Origin of the sequence: Amycolatopsis sp. NPDC049688 (assembly GCF_040674975.1) — a bacterium.
GTDB lineage: Bacteria > Actinomycetota > Actinomycetes > Mycobacteriales > Pseudonocardiaceae > Amycolatopsis.
The window spans coordinates 722,397-742,360 of the sequence record NZ_JBFANY010000003.1 but is presented as its reverse complement, the minus strand read 5'-3'; the positions used below and the strand labels follow the sequence as shown (position 1 = coordinate 742,360).

The 19,964-nt window shown below is 73.3% G+C and carries 17 protein-coding genes; 9 read left to right on the top strand and 8 right to left on the bottom strand.

Annotated features, from left to right (window positions below):
• The first annotated feature begins 38 nt into the window (after positions 1-38).
• Both AB0J55_RS14515 and AB0J55_RS14510 read left to right on the top strand, forming a co-directional pair.
• Positions 39-827 (top strand): PadR family transcriptional regulator, encoded by a 789-nt coding sequence (locus tag AB0J55_RS14515; protein WP_364247834.1) that lies wholly within the window; start codon positions 39-41, stop codon positions 825-827.
• Between the two features lie 301 nt (positions 828-1,128).
• Positions 1,129-2,160: a methyltransferase domain-containing protein gene (locus AB0J55_RS14510; protein WP_364247831.1), complete on the top strand. Its 1,032-nt coding sequence runs from the start codon at positions 1,129-1,131 to the stop codon at positions 2,158-2,160.
• Between the two features lies 1 nt (position 2,161).
• Here AB0J55_RS14510 and AB0J55_RS14505 read toward each other — a convergent pair whose 3' ends face one another.
• From AB0J55_RS14505 to AB0J55_RS14490, 4 genes are all read right to left on the bottom strand, one after another.
• Positions 2,162-3,481: a M14 family zinc carboxypeptidase gene (locus AB0J55_RS14505; RefSeq protein WP_364247829.1), complete on the bottom strand. Its 1,320-nt coding sequence runs from the start codon at positions 3,479-3,481 to the stop codon at positions 2,162-2,164.
• A 197-nt stretch (positions 3,482-3,678) separates the two neighbouring features.
• Entirely contained in the window at positions 3,679-9,144 is a 5,466-nt protein-coding gene (locus AB0J55_RS14500; protein WP_364247827.1) for a biotin carboxylase N-terminal domain-containing protein, read from the bottom strand.
• A 246-nt stretch (positions 9,145-9,390) separates the two neighbouring features.
• Entirely contained in the window at positions 9,391-9,630 is a 240-nt protein-coding gene (locus AB0J55_RS14495; protein ID WP_103353552.1) for a hypothetical protein, read from the bottom strand.
• A gap of 114 nt (positions 9,631-9,744) precedes the next feature.
• On the bottom strand, positions 9,745-9,891 hold the full coding sequence (locus tag AB0J55_RS14490) for a hypothetical protein (RefSeq protein ID WP_364247824.1): 147 nt from the start codon (positions 9,889-9,891) through the stop codon (positions 9,745-9,747).
• Between the two features lie 142 nt (positions 9,892-10,033).
• On the opposite strand from AB0J55_RS14490, the gene AB0J55_RS14485 reads away from it, so the two are divergent.
• The 4 genes from AB0J55_RS14485 to AB0J55_RS14470 all read left to right on the top strand — a co-directional run bounded on the left by AB0J55_RS14485 (position 10,034) and on the right by AB0J55_RS14470 (position 13,199).
• Positions 10,034-10,330: a DUF1330 domain-containing protein gene (locus AB0J55_RS14485; RefSeq protein WP_364247821.1), complete on the top strand. Its 297-nt coding sequence runs from the start codon at positions 10,034-10,036 to the stop codon at positions 10,328-10,330.
• Positions 10,331-10,431: 101 nt separating this feature from the next.
• A complete protein-coding gene (locus AB0J55_RS14480; protein ID WP_364247819.1) occupies positions 10,432-10,743 on the top strand; it encodes a hypothetical protein in 312 nt (103 codons plus the stop codon).
• Positions 10,744-10,814: 71 nt separating this feature from the next.
• Positions 10,815-12,317, top strand: coding sequence for a CehA/McbA family metallohydrolase (locus AB0J55_RS14475; RefSeq protein ID WP_364247816.1), 1,503 nt, complete (start codon positions 10,815-10,817; stop codon positions 12,315-12,317).
• Positions 12,318-12,410: 93 nt separating this feature from the next.
• A complete protein-coding gene (locus AB0J55_RS14470; RefSeq protein WP_364247813.1) occupies positions 12,411-13,199 on the top strand; it encodes a hypothetical protein in 789 nt (262 codons plus the stop codon).
• Here AB0J55_RS14470 and AB0J55_RS14465 read toward each other — a convergent pair.
• Positions 13,189-14,406: an MFS transporter gene (locus AB0J55_RS14465; protein WP_364247810.1), complete on the bottom strand. Its 1,218-nt coding sequence runs from the start codon at positions 14,404-14,406 to the stop codon at positions 13,189-13,191. The two genes, AB0J55_RS14470 and AB0J55_RS14465, sit on opposite strands and share 11 nt — an antisense overlap.
• Before the next feature lie 81 nt (positions 14,407-14,487).
• Between AB0J55_RS14465 and AB0J55_RS14460 the strand changes: the two genes are divergently transcribed.
• On the top strand, positions 14,488-15,903 hold the full coding sequence (locus AB0J55_RS14460; RefSeq protein WP_364247807.1) for a PLP-dependent aminotransferase family protein: 1,416 nt from the start codon (positions 14,488-14,490) through the stop codon (positions 15,901-15,903).
• Here the strand turns inward: AB0J55_RS14460 and AB0J55_RS14455 are convergent.
• Positions 15,831-17,264 carry an MFS transporter gene (locus tag AB0J55_RS14455; protein ID WP_364247805.1) on the bottom strand — a complete coding sequence of 478 codons (1,434 nt, stop codon included), beginning with the start codon at positions 17,262-17,264 and terminating at the stop codon, positions 15,831-15,833. The two genes, AB0J55_RS14460 and AB0J55_RS14455, sit on opposite strands and share 73 nt — an antisense overlap.
• A gap of 58 nt (positions 17,265-17,322) precedes the next feature.
• Positions 17,323-17,796: an SRPBCC family protein gene (locus AB0J55_RS14450; RefSeq protein WP_364247802.1), complete on the bottom strand. Its 474-nt coding sequence runs from the start codon at positions 17,794-17,796 to the stop codon at positions 17,323-17,325.
• Between the two features lie 161 nt (positions 17,797-17,957).
• Here AB0J55_RS14450 and AB0J55_RS14445 point away from each other — a divergent pair, with 161 nt between their 5' ends.
• Together AB0J55_RS14445 and AB0J55_RS14440 are read left to right on the top strand one after the other, a co-directional pair.
• Complete coding sequence (locus AB0J55_RS14445) at positions 17,958-18,473, top strand: bifunctional nuclease family protein (RefSeq protein WP_364248189.1); 516 nt, start codon at positions 17,958-17,960, stop codon at positions 18,471-18,473.
• Positions 18,474-18,547: 74 nt separating this feature from the next.
• Entirely contained in the window at positions 18,548-19,504 is a 957-nt protein-coding gene (locus tag AB0J55_RS14440; RefSeq protein ID WP_364247799.1) for a sigma-70 family RNA polymerase sigma factor, read from the top strand.
• Here AB0J55_RS14440 and AB0J55_RS14435 read toward each other — a convergent pair.
• Positions 19,468-19,947, bottom strand: coding sequence for a DUF2087 domain-containing protein (locus tag AB0J55_RS14435; protein WP_364247796.1), 480 nt, complete (start codon positions 19,945-19,947; stop codon positions 19,468-19,470). The genes AB0J55_RS14440 and AB0J55_RS14435 overlap by 37 nt on opposite strands.
• Positions 19,948-19,964 lie beyond the last annotated feature (17 nt).

Below are 19,964 nucleotides of genomic sequence, written 5' to 3'. Positions count from 1 at the left end.
TATCGTGTGAATGTCGCCGATACGACAGGGAGGCAGTCATGGAGATAAGCGCGGGAGCGGACCGGATCTTCGCCGGGTTCGGCGGGCCCTTCGGGCACCACCCGGGGCACGCCGTGCCGGGCCACGCCGTGCCGGGCCACGGCGTGCCGGGCCACGGCGTGCCGGGGCACGAGGACTGGCACGGTGGTCCCGAGCTGGCGCGCGGCGGGCCGCCCGGCGGATTCCCGCCGCCACCCCCGCACCCGCCGCACCCACCGGGGATGCCCGGGTTCCCGGGTGGCCCCGGCTCGTTCGGCGGCCCCGGCGGCTGGTTCGGCGGGCCGGGGGCGTTCCAGCGGGTGCGCGAGTTCCGCGGCGGCCGCCCCGCGGCGCGCCCGGTGCGCCCGGCGGTGCTGGCGCTGCTGGCGGAGGAGCCGATGCACGGCTACCAGCTGATGCAGGAGATCCGGCGCCGCACCCACGACCGGTGGCGCCCGAGCCCCGGTTCGGTGTACCCGATCCTCCAGCAGCTGGAGGACGAAGGCCTGGTCCACACGGCCGAGACGGCAGGGCGCCGCGTCGCCGAGCTGACCGACGCGGGCCGTGAGCACGTCGCCGGCCGCGAGGCGGAGTTCGCGGCGCTGTGGGAGGAGCCGGAGGAAGACCCGGGCGCGGACCGGTTCGCGGCCCTGTGGCACGCACTGGGCGAACTCTCGGGCGCGGCGGCCCAGGTGGGGTACAGCGGTACGGAAGCGCAGGTGGCGGAGGTGAAGAAGATCCTCGCCGACGCTCGCCGCCGGGTGTACGCGGTACTGGCCGACGCGGGCCTGGAGGAAGAGGACGCCTGAGGAGGGGGTGGGCCGGCCGGGGCAGGCCGCGCGCCTGCGGCCGCGGCCGGCCGACCCGCCCGCCACCCGGGCTGGCGGCCGACCCGCCCGCCACCCGGGCTGGCGGCCGACCCGCCGAACCGAACCGCCCGGGCCCGGTTGGCCGGCGAGCTCGCTGGCATCCCGGCTTCGTTGGCCGGTCGGCGGATCCCACGATCGTCCAGATGCCGGATCCACCCGGGGAAGCGAGGCGCCGAACCGCCCCGCAGCCGGCGTCCGTCCGTCCACATCGGACCGTCCCGCCGCCGGGTAAGCTTCACCCATGGAGGCCAAGGACTTCGCCGCCCACCTGACCGCGACCATGACCGGCAGCGCCCTCACCATGCTGATCGGCGTCGGGCACCGGACCGGGCTCTTCGAGGCCGCCGCCCGCGGCCCCGCCACCAGCGCCGAACTCGCCGAACGGGCCGGGCTGCAGGAGCGCTATGTCCGCGAGTGGCTCGGCGCCATGGTCACCGGCGGGATCTTCACCTACGACGACCCGCACTACACCTTCCCGCCCGAGCACGCCCGGTTCCTCCTCGGCGAGACCGCGGCGAACCTGATGCCGTCGCTGCTGACCCTGTCCGCGTTCACCGCCATCCTCCCCGACCTCGAACGCGCCTTCGAACACGGCGGCGGCGTTCCCCGCTCGGCCTACGGCCCCCACCTCGAAACCCTCGGCGCGAAAACCGGCGACAGCTGGAAGCACGTGTACCGCGAGCACCTGGTGGACGGCTTCTTCGGCGCGGTCCCCGGGCTCAAGGACCGGCTCACCGCCGGCGCCCGCGTGCTCGACCTCGGCTGCGGGACCGGCCACGCCATCGCCGTGGCCGCGCGCGCGTTCCCCGCCTCGCACTTCACCGGCCTGGACATCAACGCGGGCGTCGTCGAGCAGGCACGGGAACACCACCTCCCCAACGCCGAGTTCGCCGTCGGGGACGCCGCCGGCCTGACCGCCGATCCGCCCTACGACGTCATCACCGCCTTCGACGCCGTCCACGACCAGGACCGGCCGGACGTCGTGCTGCGCCGGGTCCACCGAGCCCTCGCGCCGGACGGGCTGTTCTTCATGGTGGACACCAACTTCTCCAGTCACCTGGAGCAGAACGTCGGCAACCCGCTGGCCGCCCTCACCTACTCGATCAGCCTGATGTACTGCACGACGACGTCGCTGGCCGAGGGCGGGGCCGCGCTCGGTGCGGTGTGGGGCCGGGAAAAGGCGGCGGAAATGCTCGCGGACGCGGGGTTCCGGCACGTCGACGTGCTGGATTCCCCGCGTCCGCAGAACTGCATCTACGTCTGCCGGCCGTGACTCACTGCTGGTACGGCGCCGCCGCGGCCTGGGCGGCGGTGACCAGCGCGCCCTTGTTCTTCGGCCAGAACGTGCTGTCCACGCAGGTGTAGCGCGGCAGGAAGCCGCCGCACGTGCCGCTCGAACCGCCGACCTCGAACGTCACGCTCGCGACGCCGAGCACGCCGTAGGTGAAGTCGTCGGTGGTACCGGTCGTGTCGTAGCCGACCGTCTCCTCGTTCGTGCCGACGAGGTAGCCGTTGGACGCCGCGTACTTCGCGCCCAGCCGGCGGTACTGCGCGTCGTTCGGCGAGGTCGCCTGGGTGAAGCCCCACGGGATGATGATGTCGTTGCCGTAGCTGTGCAGCGTGATCATCGTGCCCTTGGCCGTCGACGGCGCCGGGTCGTTGTCGCCGGTGCCGCGCTGGTCCGGGAAGATCGCGCGGGCCAGCTTCTCCAGCGCCTGCACCTCGGGCTCGGACCCCGCGCTCACGCCCTGGTAGGTCTCGGAGCACGCGGAGTTGGAGTCGCCGCCCCACTTGAACGTCGAGTTCCGGTTCAGGTCGACGCCGATGTTCGTGCCGGTGCAGCTGCCGCGGGAGTTGTTCGCGTTCTTGCGCTGCAGCTTCGGCGAGTTGCCGCCCGAAGCGACGATGTCGACGCCGTCGGGGTTGGCGATCGGCACCACCCACACCTCGGTCGTGTCCATAATGGACTTCGCGGTGGTGTCGGTGGCGTAGCCGTCGGCGAGGTAGTCGATGAAGCGCCACGCCAGCTCACCGGTCGACAGCTCGCGCGCGTGGATCTGGGCCATCAGGAAGAACTTCGGCTTCGGCGACGTCGTCGACAGCGTGCAGTCGCCGGCCTGCTTCTTCGTCAGGCAGATGGCCTGGATGTCGTGGCCGCCCTGGCCCTTCGTCTTCTTCCAGGACTGCCCGATCGTGTACTTCGTGGCCAGGTCCGGGTGCGCGGCGGCGACCTGCGTCAGGTGGTTCTCGTGCGCGGTGACGGTCCGGTACCCGCCGTAGAACGTGTCCGCCGCCAGTGCTTCGGTGCGGGCGGGCAGTTCCTTGTAGACGGTGTCGAAGAACGACGGCCGGAAGCCGAGCGCCCGCAGCTTCCCGGCGACGGCCTGGCCGCCGACGACGTTGACGGTGCCGGCGTCCCCTTCTTCGACGTCGAAGCCGGCCGCGGCCAGCGCCTGCGCCTGGGCGGCGGTGGCGGGGACGCGCCAGAACACCGGGGTGTCCGCCGGCTGCGCGCCGGCGGTGCCGCCGAGCAGGGAGGTGAGCAGGACCCCGGTCGCCGCGAGGGCGAACCGGGACAGGGACCTTGACGCCATCGGGGGATCTCCTCACGCCGCACGGATGGAGGTCCGGTCGGAACCCGTGGTCACCGTACCGGCACGCACAGTGTGTCGGCCCGGCACAAACGGGTCATACCCCCGAAAGTCGCGAGTCTGCCGCGGCCCGGTCGTGAGTGGGAAACAGGGTTCTAACCCTGTTTCCCACTCACGAGAGCCGCGGCAGACCTCGGGCGTTACTTCTTCAGGCCGTGTTCGATGGCCTCGATGATGCGCGGGCGCAGTTCCGCGGCGCTGATGATCGCGTCGACCGAGCCGACCTCGACCGCGCGCTGGATGCTGTGCACCCGGTCGAACTCCGCCGCCACCTCGCTGACCTTCTCCGCCCGGACCGCCGACTGGACCTCCGCCAGCTGGGCGCTCAGCGCCGCCCGGGACGCGCCGCTCGCCGCCGCGACCTGAGCCTGCAGGTCCGTCACGCGGGAGTCGTTCGCCGTGCGGTTGTTGACCTCGCCGGCGAAGACCACCGCCGCCGCCGGGGCGCCGCCCAGCACCGAGGCGAACGAGCCCTCCAGGGCCAGCACCGTCATGTTCGGGTTCAGCGCCTTGGAGAACACCACGAACGCGCCGCCGTGGTAGCGCGAGATCACGGTGAACACGATCGGGCCCTCGAAGTTGACGATCGCCCGGCCGATTTCCGCGCCGTACTCCAGCTGCAGCTTGCGCAGCGACTCCGGCGAGCCGTCGAAGCCGGACAGGTTCGCCAGCACCACCAGCGGCCGGTTGCCCGACGCCGCGTTGATCGCGCGCGCCGTCTTCTTCGACGACCGCGGGAACAGCGTGCCCGCGGTGTAGGTGTCCGGGCCGTCGGTGGGCGGGAAGCCGCGGCGGGGGACCGACCGCGATTCGATGCCGATCAGGCAGACCGGGCGGCCGCCGATGTGCACGTCCTGCACCGCCGCGGTCTCCGCGTCGGCCATGCCCGCCCAGCGCTCCAGCACCGGGTGGTCCTGGTCCGACAGCGCGCGCATCACCGTGCGGATGTCGAAGGGCTTCTTGCGGTCCGGGTTGTGCTCGGCCGAGAAGATCTCCCCGACGGTCGTGAAGTCGCTGCCGGCGATCGCGTGCGGGAACGACGAGACGTCCCGGTCGGCCGGGTCGCTCGTGCCCACCTTGCGCGGCCCGGCCTCACCCGGCACCACGTACGTGTGGTCGTAGTGCGCCATCAGCACTTCGCGCGCGGCCGGCAGGTTCGGCGCCCAGTACTGCGCCTGGCCGTTCGGGCCCATCACGCGGTCGTAGCCGCCGATGCCGAAGTTGTCCTCGGCCGACACGCCACCGGAGAAGTCGAGCGCCTGCTTGCCGGTGAGCACCATCGCCGAGTCCGGCGTCATCACCAGGATGCCCTTGGTGTGCATGAGCATCGTGGCTTCGGCGTTCCAGTACGGCTGGGCGCCGACGTTGATGCCGTTGACGACGATGTTGATCTCGCCGCCGTCCTGGGTGAACGTGACGATCCGCTTGAGCGCCGCGGCCACCCAGTCCATGTTCTCGGTGCCCGAGGTCATCGAGATCCGCGCGCCCGACGAAAGCGCGAACCACTCGAGCGGCACCTGCATCCGCTCGGCCAGGTCGAGCGCCGCGATCACGCGCGAGCACTCCGGTTCCGACAGCGCACCCAGCGACTTCGTCGGGTCGCCGAGCAGCACGACGCGGGTGACGCCCTCGGGGTGCCGCTCGGTCGGCGTCGTGACGACGCCCGCGATGATCGCCGCGGTGTTCTTGCCCTTCGGCCGGTCCACCGGCACCAGCACACCCGAGCCGTCGAGGTCGTGCTCGGTGAACGTGCCCTCCGGACCGGACAGCAGGCCGGTGATCTCGTACGGGTAGACCGTTCCGCGCCGCGCCGCGCGCAGCACCTTCAGGCGGTAGTCGTCGAGGGGCTTGACCGGCTCGGTCGACGGCGCCTCGACGTGCAGCCGCGCGCCGTGCCCGGGGTCGAGGGCGATCCGGACGGCGAGCTCGGTCAGCTTGCCCGCGTCCGTGCGCCGCCGCGCCAGGAACTGGACCTCCTCCAGCCCGGCACCCACCGACGTCGGCAGGATGCGCTGGACGAGGGTGTTCAGCTCCTCGGTGGTCAGGTCGGTCGGCGGCCAGACGTACATCATGATCCGGTTCGTGTCGAACCGCTTGTTCGGCGGCCGCTGCGCCTGGATGTTGCGGATCGCGTCGAGGCAGGCGGTGACCGCGTCCTCGAGCGCCGGCAGCGCGACCAGGCGGCCGTCGGCTTCGCGCAACGGCGTCAGGTCGCGGACCTGGCCCATCGCGATGAGCCGCTCGTCGGCCGGGTTGGTCTTCGCCGCGGCCTTGAACAGGTAGATCTCCTCGTCCGCCGACGGCAGCCGGGTGAGGTCGAACTCGCGCAGCCGCTGCAGCTGCAGGCGCTGGGCGATCTGCGGGTGCAGGCCGCGGATCAGCCTGTCCTCGGTGAAGCCGTCACCTTCGCGTTCGTAGGTGAAGTGGTGGTGCATCACCGCGCCGCCGGTGCCGGCCACGGTGACCACGACCCGGCGCACCCCCGCGGGCAGCGGGTGCTCGGCCAGCAGCGTGCCGAGCCGCTCGGCGGTCGCGTCGACGTCCGGCTGGTCCTCCCAGCGCAGGTACAGGTCGGCGATGACACCGTCGGTGGCGACCTCGCCGAGCGCGCGGAGGGCGCCGGGCAGCTCGGCGATGTCGACGGCCGTGGTGACCAGCGGCAGCACGCCTTCGGGGGCGTTGAGCTCGGCGGTCAGCCACCGGTGGCCACCCGCGTCGCGGACGGCGACCGCGGACAGCCGGCGGTTGCCGTAGTACCGGCGGGTCAGCACCTCCAGCAACGGCGCGTGGTCGCGGCCCGGGCGCCCGATCCGCTGGCCGATCAGCCGGACCAGGGGCTGCGAGCCGGTGATCATGGCCTGGATCCGCTCGGCGCGGTCCGGCGCGTCCGGGTGCTGGTCGAGGTAGGACAGCTCGGTGCGGACGGCGGCGTAGACGCGGGCGCGGCTGCGGCGCAGCAGCGGCTGGGCGAACCAGCGGAAGACGACGCCGCGGGCCAGGTCCGACACCACCGGGAAGCGCACCTGCGTGGCCTCGACCAGGTGCTCCAGGGTGAGCCCGGCGCGTTCGCTGAGCGCCTCCGGCGGCGGCGCCCCGGTCAGCCACTGCCGCAGCAGCTCGGAGACGACGGCGACGTCGGCCGCCATCCGCTGCTGGGCCAGGAAGATCCGGAAGACCGCGGCCTCCAGCTCCGGCGTGCGCTCCAGCTCGGTGACGCCGTAGTGCGCGAGGACGCGCTTCAGCTTCGCCTGGAACCCTTCGGTGACGCCGGCGCGTTCGACGTCGAGGCTCTGCAGGTAGCTGTGGAAGAACTCGCGCGGGCTGTGCACCGCGCCGTTCGGCACGGTGTCCTCGCCGCCCGGGGTGTTGCGGCTCAGCTCGGACAGGTCGGCGAAGACGGTGAGCAGCTCCAGCTCGCCCTCGACCGGCCGGCCGCCGAGCTCGGCGCGGGCCTCCAGGTACGCGGCCAGGACGCGCTTGCGCTCGGCCGGGTCGACGTCGAAGCCGAGCAGCAGGCTGCGCAGGTCCTGGCGGCCGCGTTCGACGCGGTCGGCCGCGGACACGCCGTCCGGCACCGACGGCAGCTCGATCTCGACGGTCTCGCCGGTGTCGGCGGCTTCCTCGGCGGCGTCGTCGGCGAGGGGTTCCAGGCGCATCAGCGGCGCACCGGTCTCGACCTGGCTGCCGACCGACACCGGGCACTCGCGGACCCGGGCGCGGAACGGCGCGCGCAGCACCGTCTCCATCTTCATGCTTTCCAGCACGAGGATCGGCGCGTTCGCCTCGACCTCGTCGCCGACGGCCAGTGGTGTCGCGACGACCAGCGCGGGCGCGGGGGAGCGGACGACGCCGCCTTCGTCGCGGCTGATGCGGTGGGTGACGCCGTCGACCTCGACGAGGTGGATCGGGCCGTGCGTGGCCGAGACGAGCCGGAAGCGGCGCCCGTTGACCAGGATCTGGCCGCTGTGGGCGTCGAAGCGATCGATCTCGATGTCGGCGTGGTGGACGTCGGACGCGCCGGCCGAGATGCCGACGCGGAAGCGGGTCCGGCCGGCCCTGGCCACGGACACGCGGTAGGCGCTGCCGCGCAGCTTGAGGTCGAGCGGGCGGCTCTCGTGCTGCACCTGCGGGCGCCCGCCGTGCGCGGTCGACAGCAGCCGCTGGACGGAGACTTCTTCTTCGTCCTGGTAGGCCTCGATGGCGGCCGCGGCGAGCGCGATCGCCGAGTGCCGGTGGGTGACCAGGCGGCCTTCGGCGCGGACGCGGTCGATCCAGCCGGTGTCGGCGCTGGCGTCGATCACCTCGGGCTGGTCGAGCAGGTCGAGCACGAAGCTCTTGTTGGTCGCGCCGCCTTCGATGATGACGGTGGTTTCGGCCATCGCGCGGCGCAGCCGGCCGAGCGCCTCGTCGCGGTCGCGGCCGTAGGCGATGATCTTGGCGATCATCGAGTCGAAGTCGGCCGGGATCGTGTCGCCCTCGCTGACGCCGGTGTCGACGCGGATGCCGGGGCCGGCGGGCAGGGCCAGCCGCGCGATGCGGCCGGGGGAGGGGGCGAAGTCGCGGTCGGGGTCTTCGGCGTTGAGGCGCGCCTCGACGGCGTGGCCGCTTTCGGCGGGCTGCTCGCCTTCGAGCTTGCCGCCGTTCGCCACGTGCAGCTGCAGCTTGACCAGGTCGGTGCCGGTGGTGATCTCGGTGATCGGGTGCTCGACCTGCAGCCGGGTGTTGACCTCGAGGAAGGCGAACAGCTTCTCGCCCGGGTGGTACAGGAACTCGACGGTGCACGCGCCGCGGTAGCCCACCGCCACCGCGAGCCGCTCGGCCGACGCCTTCAGCTCGGCGGTCTGCGCCGGCGCGAGGACCGGCGACGCCGACTCCTCGATGATCTTCTGGTTGCGCCGCTGCACCGAGCAGTCGCGGACGCCGAGCGCCCACGCCGTCGCGCCGTCGGAGATGACCTGCACCTCGACGTGCCGGGCGCCGGTGACCAGGCGCTCCAGGAACACGACGCCGGAGCCGAACGCGCGCAGCGCTTCCTGGCTGGTGCGCTCGTAGGCGTCGGCCAGCTCGTCGGCCGAGGACACCTTGCGGATGCCGCGCCCGCCGCCGCCCGCGGTGGCCTTGAGCATCAGCGGGTAGCCGATCTGCGCGCCGGCCTTCAACGCGTCGTCGAGGGTCGCGACCTCGCCGCGGCTCCACGGCGCGACCGGCACCCCGACCTCTTCGGCGATCAGCTTCGCGCCGATCTTGTCGCCGAGCTTGCGCATCGCGTCGGCACTCGGCCCGACGAAGGTGATGCCGACCTTCTCGCACAGCTCCGCGAACGCCGGGTCTTCGGCGACGAAGCCCCAGCCGACCCAGGCGGCGTCGGCCTTCGTCTCGACCAGCGCCTTCTCCAGTTTGGCCAGGTCGAGGTAGGGGCGGGCCGAGGCGGGGCCCAGGTCGTAGGCCAGGTCGGCTTCGCGGACGAACGTCGCGGTGCGGTCCGCGTCGGTGTAGAGGGCGACCGTCTCGATCCGCGTCCCGGTTTCCGCCGACAGATCCCGGACGGCGTGGATGAGCCGCATCGCGGCCTCTCCGCGGTTGACGATGGCGACACGACTGAACACCGGCTGAGCCTCCCAAGTACGCACGCGCAGAAGGCGACGCACCTGTCCTGGAACGTCGCCCGCACCTGTCTACACCCTCGCGGATTACCGCGGGGTAGACCAATGTCCGCCATGGCGCATGCCGGGGCGGCTGCGTTGTGGGGACCCCACAAAAAGCGACCCGCACCACATCGCCTCGACCGGCTCTCACGCGAGGTCTGCCACAAAACCCCTACGGCCGGAAAACAGGGGGTGACGGGCGAGCGATCAGGAGGCGAGCAGGACGTCGGACTCCAGCACCTGGCCGAGCTCACGGCGTTCGGCTTCCGACAACGGCACGGCGGCGACCTCGCACCGGCCGTCGGGCCCGGGCGCGGTGGTGACGGCCAGCACCGGCCGCCCGTCGATCTCGCGCAGCGTCACCCGGCCCCCGCAGGACAGGTCGACGGTGACGCCGGGTCGGTCACGATGCCTGCCCAGCCAGCGGCCGACGAAGTCGAAGGTCATCGCGGTCTCCCCTCGGTACAGCGTGCTCCCCTCGGAACACAGGTGGTCCTGACAGATGCCCCGGATACGGCGGGTTTACACCCGATCGGGCAACCCGGCGCCACGACCAGGGCGTCACCGCTTCGGCCCCTCCCGGTCCCGGCTTTCGAGCTCTGCCGGGTGTGCCAACGCCGGAAGCGCCGCCACCAGGGCCTCGACCTCGTCGCCGGCGAGTCCGTCGATCAGCCCGGCCTCCTCCGGCACCCGGACCACGGCGGTCATGGCGGGCTGGGTGACCCCCTCGATCGCGGCGCGGGAAGGGGTCTCACCGCCCTGGTGGCCAGCCCGTAGAGGGCCGACCCGATCAAGGTGGAAGTCTTATGCATCCAGTCGCGAACGCCGCGCGTGCATCGAGGAGGTTTCCATGGCCAAGGGCTACTGGGTCAGTGTCTACCCCGCCATCTCCGACCCGGAGACGCTGACGGCCTACAACCAGCTGGCCGGCCCGGCCGTCCGGGCCGGGGGCGGGCGGGTCCTGGCCCGTGGTGGCGGCCGGGTCGTCGCCCACGAAGCCGGCATCACCGAACGCGTCGTGCTGATCGAGTTCGACAGCTTCGAGCAGGCGGTCGCGGCCTACGAGAGCGAGGCCTACAAGAAGGCGCTGGCGGCCCTCCCCGACGGCTTCCGGCGCGACTTCCGCATCGTCGAAGGCATCGGCTGACCGACGCGGCGCGCGCCGCCGACGATCCGGAACCGGGCTGCGCGGAGTTGTCCGCCACCCATGAGGCGCGCCCGGTGCCGGTGCGCCGCCATGCTGGCCGGATGAAGCTCGGGCAGTTGGCCACCGCCGCGCGGGAGATGTTCTCCGCGCGGCTCGTCTACGGCGAACCGGTCGAACGTGACGGTGTCGTCGTCATCCCCGCCGCGACTGTCATCGGGGGCGGCGGTGGGGGTGAGGGCGACGTGCAACCCGTCCGCGAAGGCGCCGGGTTCGGCGTCCTCGCCCGGCCCGCCGGGGCCTTCGTCGTCCGCGGGGAAAGCGTCACCTGGGTGCCCGCCGTCGACGTCACGCGGCTCGGGCTCGCCGCCGCCGTCACCGTTGTCGCGCTCGCCAGGATCCTGGGGAAGCGCTGAGGCGAGAATTCACCGCCGGTTTGCTTGTCCGCGTTCGCGGGGCGCGCCTAGCGTCGGCTCCGGAGGTACGCATGAATTCTGGGGACTTCAGCCGCCGGACGCTGTTGCGCGCCGGTGGGGTGGCGGCCGCCGCGGGGATGCTCCCCGGCGTCGCGTTCGCCGCTCAGCCGGACGGCAGCCGGACCAGGACCGTCACCGGCACCCTGAAGCCGGACGTTCCGGACTGGTACTACCTGCCCGTCGACGTCCCGCGCGGCGTCCGGCAGATCGACGTCGTGTACTCCTACGACCGGCCCACCGTGCCCGCCGGTACCCGCGGGAACGCCTGCGACATCGGCATCTTCGGCCCCGAGGGCCACGAACTGGGCAACGCGCGCGGCTTCCGCGGCTGGTCCGGCGGCTTCCGCGACCGGTTCTTCATCAACGCGTCGGAGGCGACGCCGGGCTACCTCGCCGGGCCCGTCAAGCCCGGCCGGTGGCACGTCATCCTCGGCCCGTACACCGTGGCGCCGCAGGGCCTGGACTACCGCGTCGACATCACGCTCACCTTCGGCCCGGACGGTCCGCCCTTCAAGCCGGACCCCGCTCCGGAGACCGCTCCGGCGCGGGACAAGGGCCGCGCCTGGTACCGCGGTGACAGCCACCTGCACACCGTCCACTCCGACGGCCGCCGGACGCCGGAGCAGCTGGTCGCCGACGCCCGCGCCGCCGGTCTCGACTTCATCGTCTCCACCGACCACAACACGTCCAGCTCGCAGCTGCAGTGGGGCGCGCACGCCACCGGCGACCTGCTCATCCTCAACGGCGAAGAGGTGACGACCCGGTCCGGGCACTGGCCGGCGATCGGCCTGCCCGCCGGCACCTGGATCGACTGGCGCTACCGCGCGGCCGACCCGCGCGACTTCCGGCGCTTCGCCGACCAGGTGCACCGCGCCGGCGGCCTGGTCACCGCGGCGCACCCGTTCGCCAACTGCTTCGGCTGCACCTACGAATTCGCCTACGAGCTCGCCGACCTGGTCGAAGTGTGGAACGGCCCGTGGACCCAGGACGACGAGGCGAGCGTCATCCACTGGGACGGCCTGCTGCGCGGCGGCCGCTTCATCCCGGCCATCGGCGACTCCGACGCGCACAACCCGGACCAGCGCGTCGCCCTGCCGCACACCGTCGTGCTCGCCGACCGCCTGCGGCGCCAGGAGCTCCTCGCCGGGCTGAAGGCCGGGCGGTCGTGGCTGGCCGAATCGGCGTCCGTGCAGCTCGATTTCACGGTCTCCGGCGGTGGCGCGGTCGCGGGCATCGGCGACCGGCTCGCCGCGGGCACCGGGACGCCGGTGACCGTCAAGGCCGTCGTCGCCGGCGTGCCGGGCACGACGGTCACCTTCCTCGACCAGCTCGGCCCGGAGCACAGCGAGACCATCGGGGACTCGGGCGCGGCCACCGTCACCTGGACGACCTACCCGCGGTACAGCCGGTGGGTGCGGGCCGAGGTCCGCCGCCCGTCCGGCGGTCCGAACACGACGGTGCCGAACGCGATGGTCGCGATGTCCAACCCGATCTTCCTCGGTCCCGATCACTGAACCCCGCCCGGCGCACCGCGTCCTCCCATTGGGCAGACTGGTGCGAACGGGTGACGGGGAGGCAGTGTGCGCGGTTGTGGCCTGAAGGTGGCCATGGTCCTGGGTGCGGTCGTGGTGCTGACCGCGGGGATCATCGTGGTGGTGGTGCTGACGCGCAGCCCGGTCCGGACGCCGGGGTGCACGGTGGCGCTGCCGGGCGAAAACGCGACCGCGTACACGTTCACCCCGGAGCAGATGAACAACGCGGCGACGATCTCGGCCGTCGGGACCAAACTGGGCCTGCCCGCGCACGCGGCTACGGTGGCGCTCGCCACCGCGTTGCAGGAGTCGAAGCTGCGCAACCTCGAAGGCGGTGACCGCGACTCGGTCGGCCTGTTCCAGCAGCGGCCGAGCCAGGGCTGGGGCACGGTGGCGCAGCTGCGCGACCCCGTCTACGCGGCGACGGAGTTCTACGAGAAGCTCGAGAAGCTGCCGAACTGGGACACGTTGCCGATCACCGAGGCCGCCCAGGCGGTCCAGCGGTCGGGCGTCCCGGACGCGTACGCGCAGTGGGAGCCGCAGGGCCGGGCGATGGCGGCGGCCTTCAACGGCCAGTTCCCGGCCGCGCTGACCTGCCGCAACCTGACCTTGGCCGCACCCGGCGACCTGGCCGGAGCGGCCACGGAGGAGCTGGGGACGGCCGGCTTGAGCGGAGCCCACCCGGCGGCCCAGGGCTGGACGTACGCGACCTGGCTGGTGGCTCGCGCGGAAGCGCTGGGCGTGGACAAGGTGAGCTTCGCGGGCCAGACCTGGACGGCGGAGTCGGGCGCCTGGACCGCCGACCCGGCGGCCGGCCAGGACCTCTCGGTGCACCAGGCCCCGGCGGCCAAGGTCAGCGAGTAGCCGGCCGGGTGGCGGCCGCCCAGCGGACGGCCGGGCCCATCGCCCAGCCCGCCGCCAGGAACACCGCCCCCAGCAGCAGCCACCCGGGCAGGCCCCACCCGACGACCACCGTGCTCAGCAGCAGCGGGCCCACCGCGCGGGCCACCGAAATGCCGCTGCCGAAGAACCCCTGGTACTCGCCCTGCTTGTCCGCCGGGGCCAGGGCGAAGCCGATCTCCCACGAACCCGCCGACTGCAGCATCTCGCCCAGCACCTGCACCAGCGCGCCCACCACCAGCACCGCGAAGGCGACCACCGGTGACGTCCCGAGCGCCGACGAGGCGAACGCCACGCACGACGCCAGCAGCAGCACGCCCGACCGGCGCACCATCCGCGCCGCCGACCCCAGCGTCGTCAGCCGCGCCGCGACGCGGACCTGCAGCAGGACCACCACGACCGTGTTCAGCACGAACAACGCCGACACCGTCCAGCCCGGCGCCGCCGTGCGCTCGACTGTCCACAGGGGAATCGCGACGCTCAGCAGCGGCATGCGCAGCAACAGGATCGCGTTGAGCAACGTCACCAGCGCGTACGGCCGGTCACGCAGCACCGCGGACTTCCGCGCGCTGCGGGGCGAGAACGTCCGCGGACGCAGCGGAAGCGCCTGCAGCAGCGCCGCCGTCACCACGAACATCGCCGCGTCGAGCACGAAGACCGTCAGGTACGCCGACGCCGTGTCGGCCGACAACGCGAGGCCGCCCAGGCCGGCGCCGACCGCCAGCCCGGCATTGCCCGCCGACTGCAGGTGGGCCCGGATGCGCGTCCGCCGCTGCGGGTCGGCGAGGTCCGCCAGCAGCGCCTGGCGGACGGCGGCCAGCCCGGTCTGGCAGCTGCCGTAGAGGCACGCCGCGAGGACGAACAGCCCCGGGGACCGCACGAGCGGGAACGTCAGGATCGACGCGCCCGTCGCCAGGGCCAGCAGCACCGCCGAGGCGCGGGTGCCGTGGCGGTCGGCGAGCCTGCCGAGCGGCACGCCCGCGACCGAACCGGCCGCCCAGCCGAGCGTGAGCCCGAGCCCGACCTGGGCCGGCGTCAGGCCGGCGATCCGCGTGAAGAACAGCACCGAGCAGGTCAGGAACGCGCCGTCGCCGAGCGAGCCGGCCAGCTGCGCGGCCGCGAGCAGCCGGCCGGCCCGGCGGGTCCCCGGACGTTCGAGAAGCCCTGTCATGGGAAGTACGGTAAAGATGGCTTTGGCCCGATCCCAGATCCAATTCCGCGCCCGCCGATTGGGCCAATGTAGGGTCGGCCGATGGACTTCCACGTCAGCCTGGCCGGGCGCGGCGACCTCAGCGTCCGGATCTACCGGCAGCTGCGGGACGCCGTGCTGGACGGCAGGCTGCGCGCGGGGGAGCGGCTGCCGCCGACCCGTGAACTCGCGCGGCGGCTGGCCGTCTCGCGCAACACCGTCGCGGTCGCCTACGACCGCCTCACCGCCGACGGCTTCCTCGCCGGCCGCGTCGGCGCCGGAACGTACGTCTGCGCCGAGCTCCCGGCGCCGAAGCCGCGCGCCGCGCCGTCGGGCCACGGGCCGCAGCCGAAAGCGGTCTGGCGGGAGCTGCCGCCTCCGGCCGCCGACCCCGGGCCCCCGCCGGTGTTCGACTTCCGCGTCGGCATCCCCGACGCCGCCCTGTTCCCCCTGGAAACCTGGCGGCGGCTGCTCGCGCGCGAACTCCGGGACACCGCCGGGTTCGCGCACTACGCCGAACCCGGTGGCCACCCCGGGCTGCGCGCGGCGATCGCCCGGCACGCCGGCGTTTCGCGGTCGGTGCGCGCCGGCGCCGAGGACGTCCTCGTCACCCAAGGCGCGCAACAGGCCCTCGACCTGCTGTGCCGCGTGCTCCTCGAGCCGGGCGACCGGGTCGCAGTCGAGGAACCGGGCTACCGGATGGCGCGGCTGCTCTTCGCCTCGCACGGCGCCGAAGTCGTCGGCGTGCCCGTGGACGGCGAAGGTCTCGACGTCACTGCGCTGCCGCCGCGGACGAAACTCGTGTACGTCACGCCGTCACACCAGTTCCCGCTCGGCACGCCGATGTCCCTCGCCCGGCGCACGGCCCTGCTGGCGTGGGCCGGGCGCACCGGCGCGGTCGTCGTCGAGGACGACTACGACAGCGAGTTCCGGTTCTCCGACCGGCCCCTGGAACCGTTGCAGAGCCTGGATCGCGACGGCCGGGTGGCGTACGTCGGCTCGTTCTCCAAGACGCTGCTTCCCATGCTGCGCCTGGGTTTCCTGATCGCCCCGGCGTCGCTGCGGGACGCGTTGCACCACGCACGGCAGCTGTCCGGCTGGCACGGCGACCTGCCCGCGCAGGCCGCACTGGCCCGGTTCGTCGACGAAGGGCTGTTCGCCCGTCACCTCCGCCGCGCGACGAAGGTCTACGCCGAGCGCCACGAGCGCATCACGACGACCTTGGAGAAGGTCTTCGCCGGCCGGCTGACCCCGGTGCCGTCGGCGGCGGGCCTGCACCTGTGCGCCCTTGCCGGCGACGGCACGGACCTGGACCCGGTCGTGGCCCGGGCGGCCGCGGCCGGGGTGGCGGTCCAGACGCTTTCCGATCTCTGCGGCGGATTTCCCCGGCCGGGCCTGGTGCTCGGCTACGGTTCGATCGCCTCGGACAGCATCGGCGCCGGGCTCGCGGCGCTGGACGCCGCCTGGGGTTCGGCGTAGTGGTCCCTCCGGCGGCGGCCCGCGATCAGCAGCCCGCCCAGGCCGGTCGCCACCGCGGTGACCAGGACCAGCAGCCAGCCGCGGCGGAAGGCCGTCAGGTCCGGCGTCCCCGCGAACACCGCGACCAGGACCGCCGTGCCCAGCACCGTGCCGATCTGCCGCATCGTGTTGACCATCGACGACCCCGCGCCCCAGCGGGCCGGGGGCAGGACCGTGCCGACCACACCCGACAGGCTCGGCAGGATCAGCCCGACTCCGAGCCCGGTGAGCAGCTGGCCGGGCAGCATCGACGCCGCGTAGTCGGGCGTGGAACCCATGCGCAGCAACCAGACCAGCGCCCCCGCCCCGAACGAGACGCCGCCGAGGGCGACCACCGGGCCCGGGCCGAAGCGGTGCACGAACCGGCCGCCGAGGATCGACACCGGGACCACCACCAGCGGCCCCGGCGCCAGGGACAGGCCGGCGACCAGCACCGAGTCGTGCCAGACCGAGGTCAGGAACAGCACGTTGCCGAACAGCATCGCCGCGAACCCGGCGGCGAACACCCCGGTCGTCACGCAGGCCAGCCACAACGTCGGCACGCGCAGCGCCGGCAGGTCGAGCACCGGCACCGCGTGCCGCGCCGAGCGCAGCGGGACCCCGGCCAGCGCGACCGCGGCCACCGCGAACGCCAGCAGCACCGGCCCCGCGCCCCAGCCGTCGTCCGACGCCTCGACCAGCGCGTACGCCAGCGCGCCGACACCCACGAGCAGCCCGGCGGCGCCGAGGACGTCCGGGACACCGGTGGAGCTGTCGCGGGACTCGCGCAGCACCCGCGGCCCGGCCAGCAGCGTCACCGCGCAGATCGGCAGGTTCACCAGGAACACCCAGCGCCAGGACGCCTCGACGAGCAGGCCGCCGACCGGCGGGCCGAGGGCCGCGGCCGCCGCGCCCACCGACGCCCAGACCCCGACCGCCGCCGGCCGCCGGTGCGGCGGGAACGCCGTCAGCAGCAGCGCCAGCGACGTCGGCATGACGAGTGCGGCGCCGATCGCCTGCACCGCGCGGAAGGCGATCAGCACTCCGATCGTGGGCGCGGCCGCGCACGCCGCCGAGGCGAGGGTGAACACGGCGACACCGATCAGGAACAGGCGGCGGCGGCCGTACCGGTCGGCCAGCCGCCCGGCCGGGGCGAGGCAGGCGGCGAACAGCACGGTGTAGCCGTTGAGCACCCACGACAGCGTCGCCAGGCCGTCGCCGGGGAAGGCGGCCCGGATGCCGGGGAAGGCGATCGTGACGATGAACGTGTCGAGGCTCGCGAGGAACGCGGCCGTCGAGACGACGAGCAGCACGAGACCGGGCTTCGGTGGGGCGGCAGGCATGGTCCTCCTAGGTTCGATAAAACAACCTAGCTGGAAAGAGGGAGTTTTAACAAGAGACTCAGGCCGCGGCGCGCTCCTCGGCGCGAGCCTTCAGCGCCGCGAGGGTGTGCTCGATCGACCGGACGTTGTAGCCGGGCCGGTCGGCGCGGCCGGTGACGCGCGGCCCCATGAACTTCCGCACCACCCAGCTGCCGATCCGGTACCAGTTCTCGGTGACGACGCAGCCGCCCGCGGCCGGCGCCAGCACGTACTCCCACCGCGAAACCCGCGAGCCGAGCGGCGTGCGCACGTCGAAGGCGAACCGGCGGCCCGGCTCGAACGCGACCACCCGCACCCGCGTCCACCACTGCAGCTCGCCGTTGCGGTTGCGGCCGCGGAACCGCGCGCCGAGTGCGGGGCCGGTGCCGTCCAGCCAGCGCCCGCCGACGTTCTCCGGGCTGAGCTCGCCCATCCGCGGCAGGTCGGTGACCCACGACCACACCGTGCCCGGGGCGGCCGGGACGGTGACACTGCGCGAAATCGTCGGTTCCACGCCCCGACGGTGACAGCGGTTCCCGCGGCCCGGCAAGGCAATCCGGCGTTGTCCGCAGCCGAGAAGAGGCCGCCGGGGAAATCCGCCCGGCTCGGCTGGGTTGCAAAGTCCTGGATGTGGGTACTACGCGCGCGGAGGACTCCCACGACACGGAGGGTGCGGTGGTCAGCGTGATCCCGATCGAGGTGGTGGGGATGGCCGTCCCGGTGCCCGGCGAGGCGCCCCTGATGCTGCTCCGCGAGCCGGAAGGGGCCCGCCGCTGGCTGGCCATCATGATCGGCTACGGCGAAGCCGAAGCCCTGGTGCGGGCGCGCGAGCAGATCGCGCAGCCACGTCCGGGCACGATCGAGCTGCTCGGCGACGTTCTCGCCGCGTTCGGCCAGGGCGTCGCCGCGGTCGAGCTGACCGAGGTGCGGGACGGCATCTTCTACGCCGACCTCGTGCTCGCCTCGGGCACCCGCGTGTCGGCCCGCCCCAGCGACGCGGTCGCGCTCGGCCTGCGCCAGGGCGCGCCCATCCGCGTCGCCGAAGAGGTGCTCGACGTCGCGTCCGTGCAGCTCGAGGTCGAGCAGGAGACCGAAGGACCGGCCGCCGACGTGCTGGACACCGAGGCCGAGGTGGCCCGGTTCCGCGCCGAGCTCGACGGCCTGCGGCCGGAGGACTTCGGCGACCTGTGAAGAATCTTCTCCCGGACCGATGAATCCCGGCGGTGGTGCCGGTACACCCACCGCCACCGGCCGACGGGAGAACGATGCAGGACTTCGCGACGCGCACCGAGCCGCACCGGCGCGAGCTGCTCGCGCACTGCTACCGCATGCTCGGCTCGGTCCACGAAGCCGAGGACCTGGTGCAGGAGACGCTGGTGCGCGCCTGGAAGGCGTGGGCGGGCTACGACCCGGCCCGCGCGTCGGTGCGCACCTGGCTGTACCGGATCGCCACCAACGCCTGCCTCACCGCGCTGGAAGGGCGCGCCCGGCGGCCGCTGCCGTCCGGGCTCGGCGCGCCGAGCGGTGACCCGGGCGCGCCGCTGACGCCGTCGTTCGAGATCCCGTGGCTGCACCCGTTCCCGGACGTGCGCCTCGACGACCCGGGCCTGGCCCTGGCCCGCCGCGGCACGCTCCGGCTGGCGCTGCTGGCGGCGATGCAGACCCTGCCGCCGAAACAGCGTGCGGTGCTGATCCTGCGGGACGTCCTGGAGTTCAGCGCGGCGGAGGTGGCCGGCTTCCTGGACACGACCCCCGCCGCGGTCAACAGCGCCCTGCAACGCGCTCGCGCCGGGCTCGGCGGCCTGTCGGCGGAGGAGGTGCCCGAACCGGACGACCGCGCGGTGGAGGCGGTCCTGGACGCCTACGTCCGGGCGTTCGAACGGGCCGACGTCGCGGGCCTGGTCGAGCTGCTGACCGAGGACGTCGTGATGGAGATGCCGCCGGTGCCGCTGTGGTTCCGCGGCCCGGACGCCTACGGCCGGTTCCTCGAGCGCCTGTTCGCGATGCGCGGCCCGGACTGGCGGATGACCCACGCGAACGCGAACGGCCAGCCCGCGCTCGTCGCGTACTGCCGCGACGACGCCGGGGGGTACCGGCGGCACACCCTGCAGGTGTTCACCGTGCGCGGGGGACAGGTGGCGCACAACGTCGTGTTCGCCGACCCCGCCGTCCTGGCGCTGTTCGATCAGCCGGCGACGCGGGCCTCCGAAGGACGGCCGTAGCTCCCGCCGTCGTTGCTGCGCTGGAGCAGGCCGTCGTCGACCAGGTAGCGGCGCAGTGTCGCGTGGTCGTCGTGGACCATGGAGAGCTTTTCGCGGACGTCCTGCTCGGTGTAGAGGCGCCCCGGTTCGAAGCGCTCGGCGAGGGATTCGAGCAGCAGCTGCCGCCGCTTGCCCGAATGCGGGATCGAGACGAGCCGGCCGCGACGGAAGAGCGCGTCGAGCGGGTCGGCCGGGGCCTTGGTGAGCGCGTCGCGGAACACCCCGGGCACCGCGCGGTAGCGGCCGCCCTCCGCGGTGACCAGTCCCGCGTCGACGAGCCGCTTCGCGAGCTTGGCCGCGGCCGCATCGGCGGGGAGGCCGTCGTCGGCGGTGCAGACGCGGGCGAAGAACTGCAGGCGGGCGGGGTCCGCGAGGGCGGAGACCAGCGCTTCCGGTGAGGCCATGGTCTGCGACCGTACCC

What these genes read in the sequence shown, in the direction of transcription:
- AB0J55_RS14495 (WP_103353552.1), bottom strand. Translation starts at nt 9,630, where the DNA reads ATGACCTTCGACTTCGTCGGCCGCTGGCTGGGCAGGCATCGTGACCGA.
- AB0J55_RS14465 (WP_364247810.1), bottom strand. Translation starts at nt 14,406, where the DNA reads ATGACAGGGCTTCTCGAACGTCCGGGGACCCGCCGGGCCGGCCGGCTG.
- AB0J55_RS14505 (WP_364247829.1), bottom strand. Translation starts at nt 3,481, where the DNA reads ATGGCGTCAAGGTCCCTGTCCCGGTTCGCCCTCGCGGCGACCGGGGTC.
- AB0J55_RS14515 (WP_364247834.1), top strand. Translation starts at nt 39, where the DNA reads ATGGAGATAAGCGCGGGAGCGGACCGGATCTTCGCCGGGTTCGGCGGG.
- AB0J55_RS14475 (WP_364247816.1), top strand. Translation starts at nt 10,815, where the DNA reads ATGAATTCTGGGGACTTCAGCCGCCGGACGCTGTTGCGCGCCGGTGGG.
- AB0J55_RS14455 (WP_364247805.1), bottom strand. Translation starts at nt 17,264, where the DNA reads ATGCCTGCCGCCCCACCGAAGCCCGGTCTCGTGCTGCTCGTCGTCTCG.
- AB0J55_RS14440 (WP_364247799.1), top strand. Translation starts at nt 18,548, where the DNA reads ATGCAGGACTTCGCGACGCGCACCGAGCCGCACCGGCGCGAGCTGCTC.
- AB0J55_RS14480 (WP_364247819.1), top strand. Translation starts at nt 10,432, where the DNA reads ATGAAGCTCGGGCAGTTGGCCACCGCCGCGCGGGAGATGTTCTCCGCG.
- AB0J55_RS14490 (WP_364247824.1), bottom strand. Translation starts at nt 9,891, where the DNA reads ATGACCGCCGTGGTCCGGGTGCCGGAGGAGGCCGGGCTGATCGACGGA.
- AB0J55_RS14470 (WP_364247813.1), top strand. Translation starts at nt 12,411, where the DNA reads ATGGTCCTGGGTGCGGTCGTGGTGCTGACCGCGGGGATCATCGTGGTG.
- AB0J55_RS14460 (WP_364247807.1), top strand. Translation starts at nt 14,488, where the DNA reads ATGGACTTCCACGTCAGCCTGGCCGGGCGCGGCGACCTCAGCGTCCGG.
- AB0J55_RS14510 (WP_364247831.1), top strand. Translation starts at nt 1,129, where the DNA reads ATGGAGGCCAAGGACTTCGCCGCCCACCTGACCGCGACCATGACCGGC.
- AB0J55_RS14485 (WP_364247821.1), top strand. Translation starts at nt 10,034, where the DNA reads ATGGCCAAGGGCTACTGGGTCAGTGTCTACCCCGCCATCTCCGACCCG.
- AB0J55_RS14435 (WP_364247796.1), bottom strand. Translation starts at nt 19,947, where the DNA reads ATGGCCTCACCGGAAGCGCTGGTCTCCGCCCTCGCGGACCCCGCCCGC.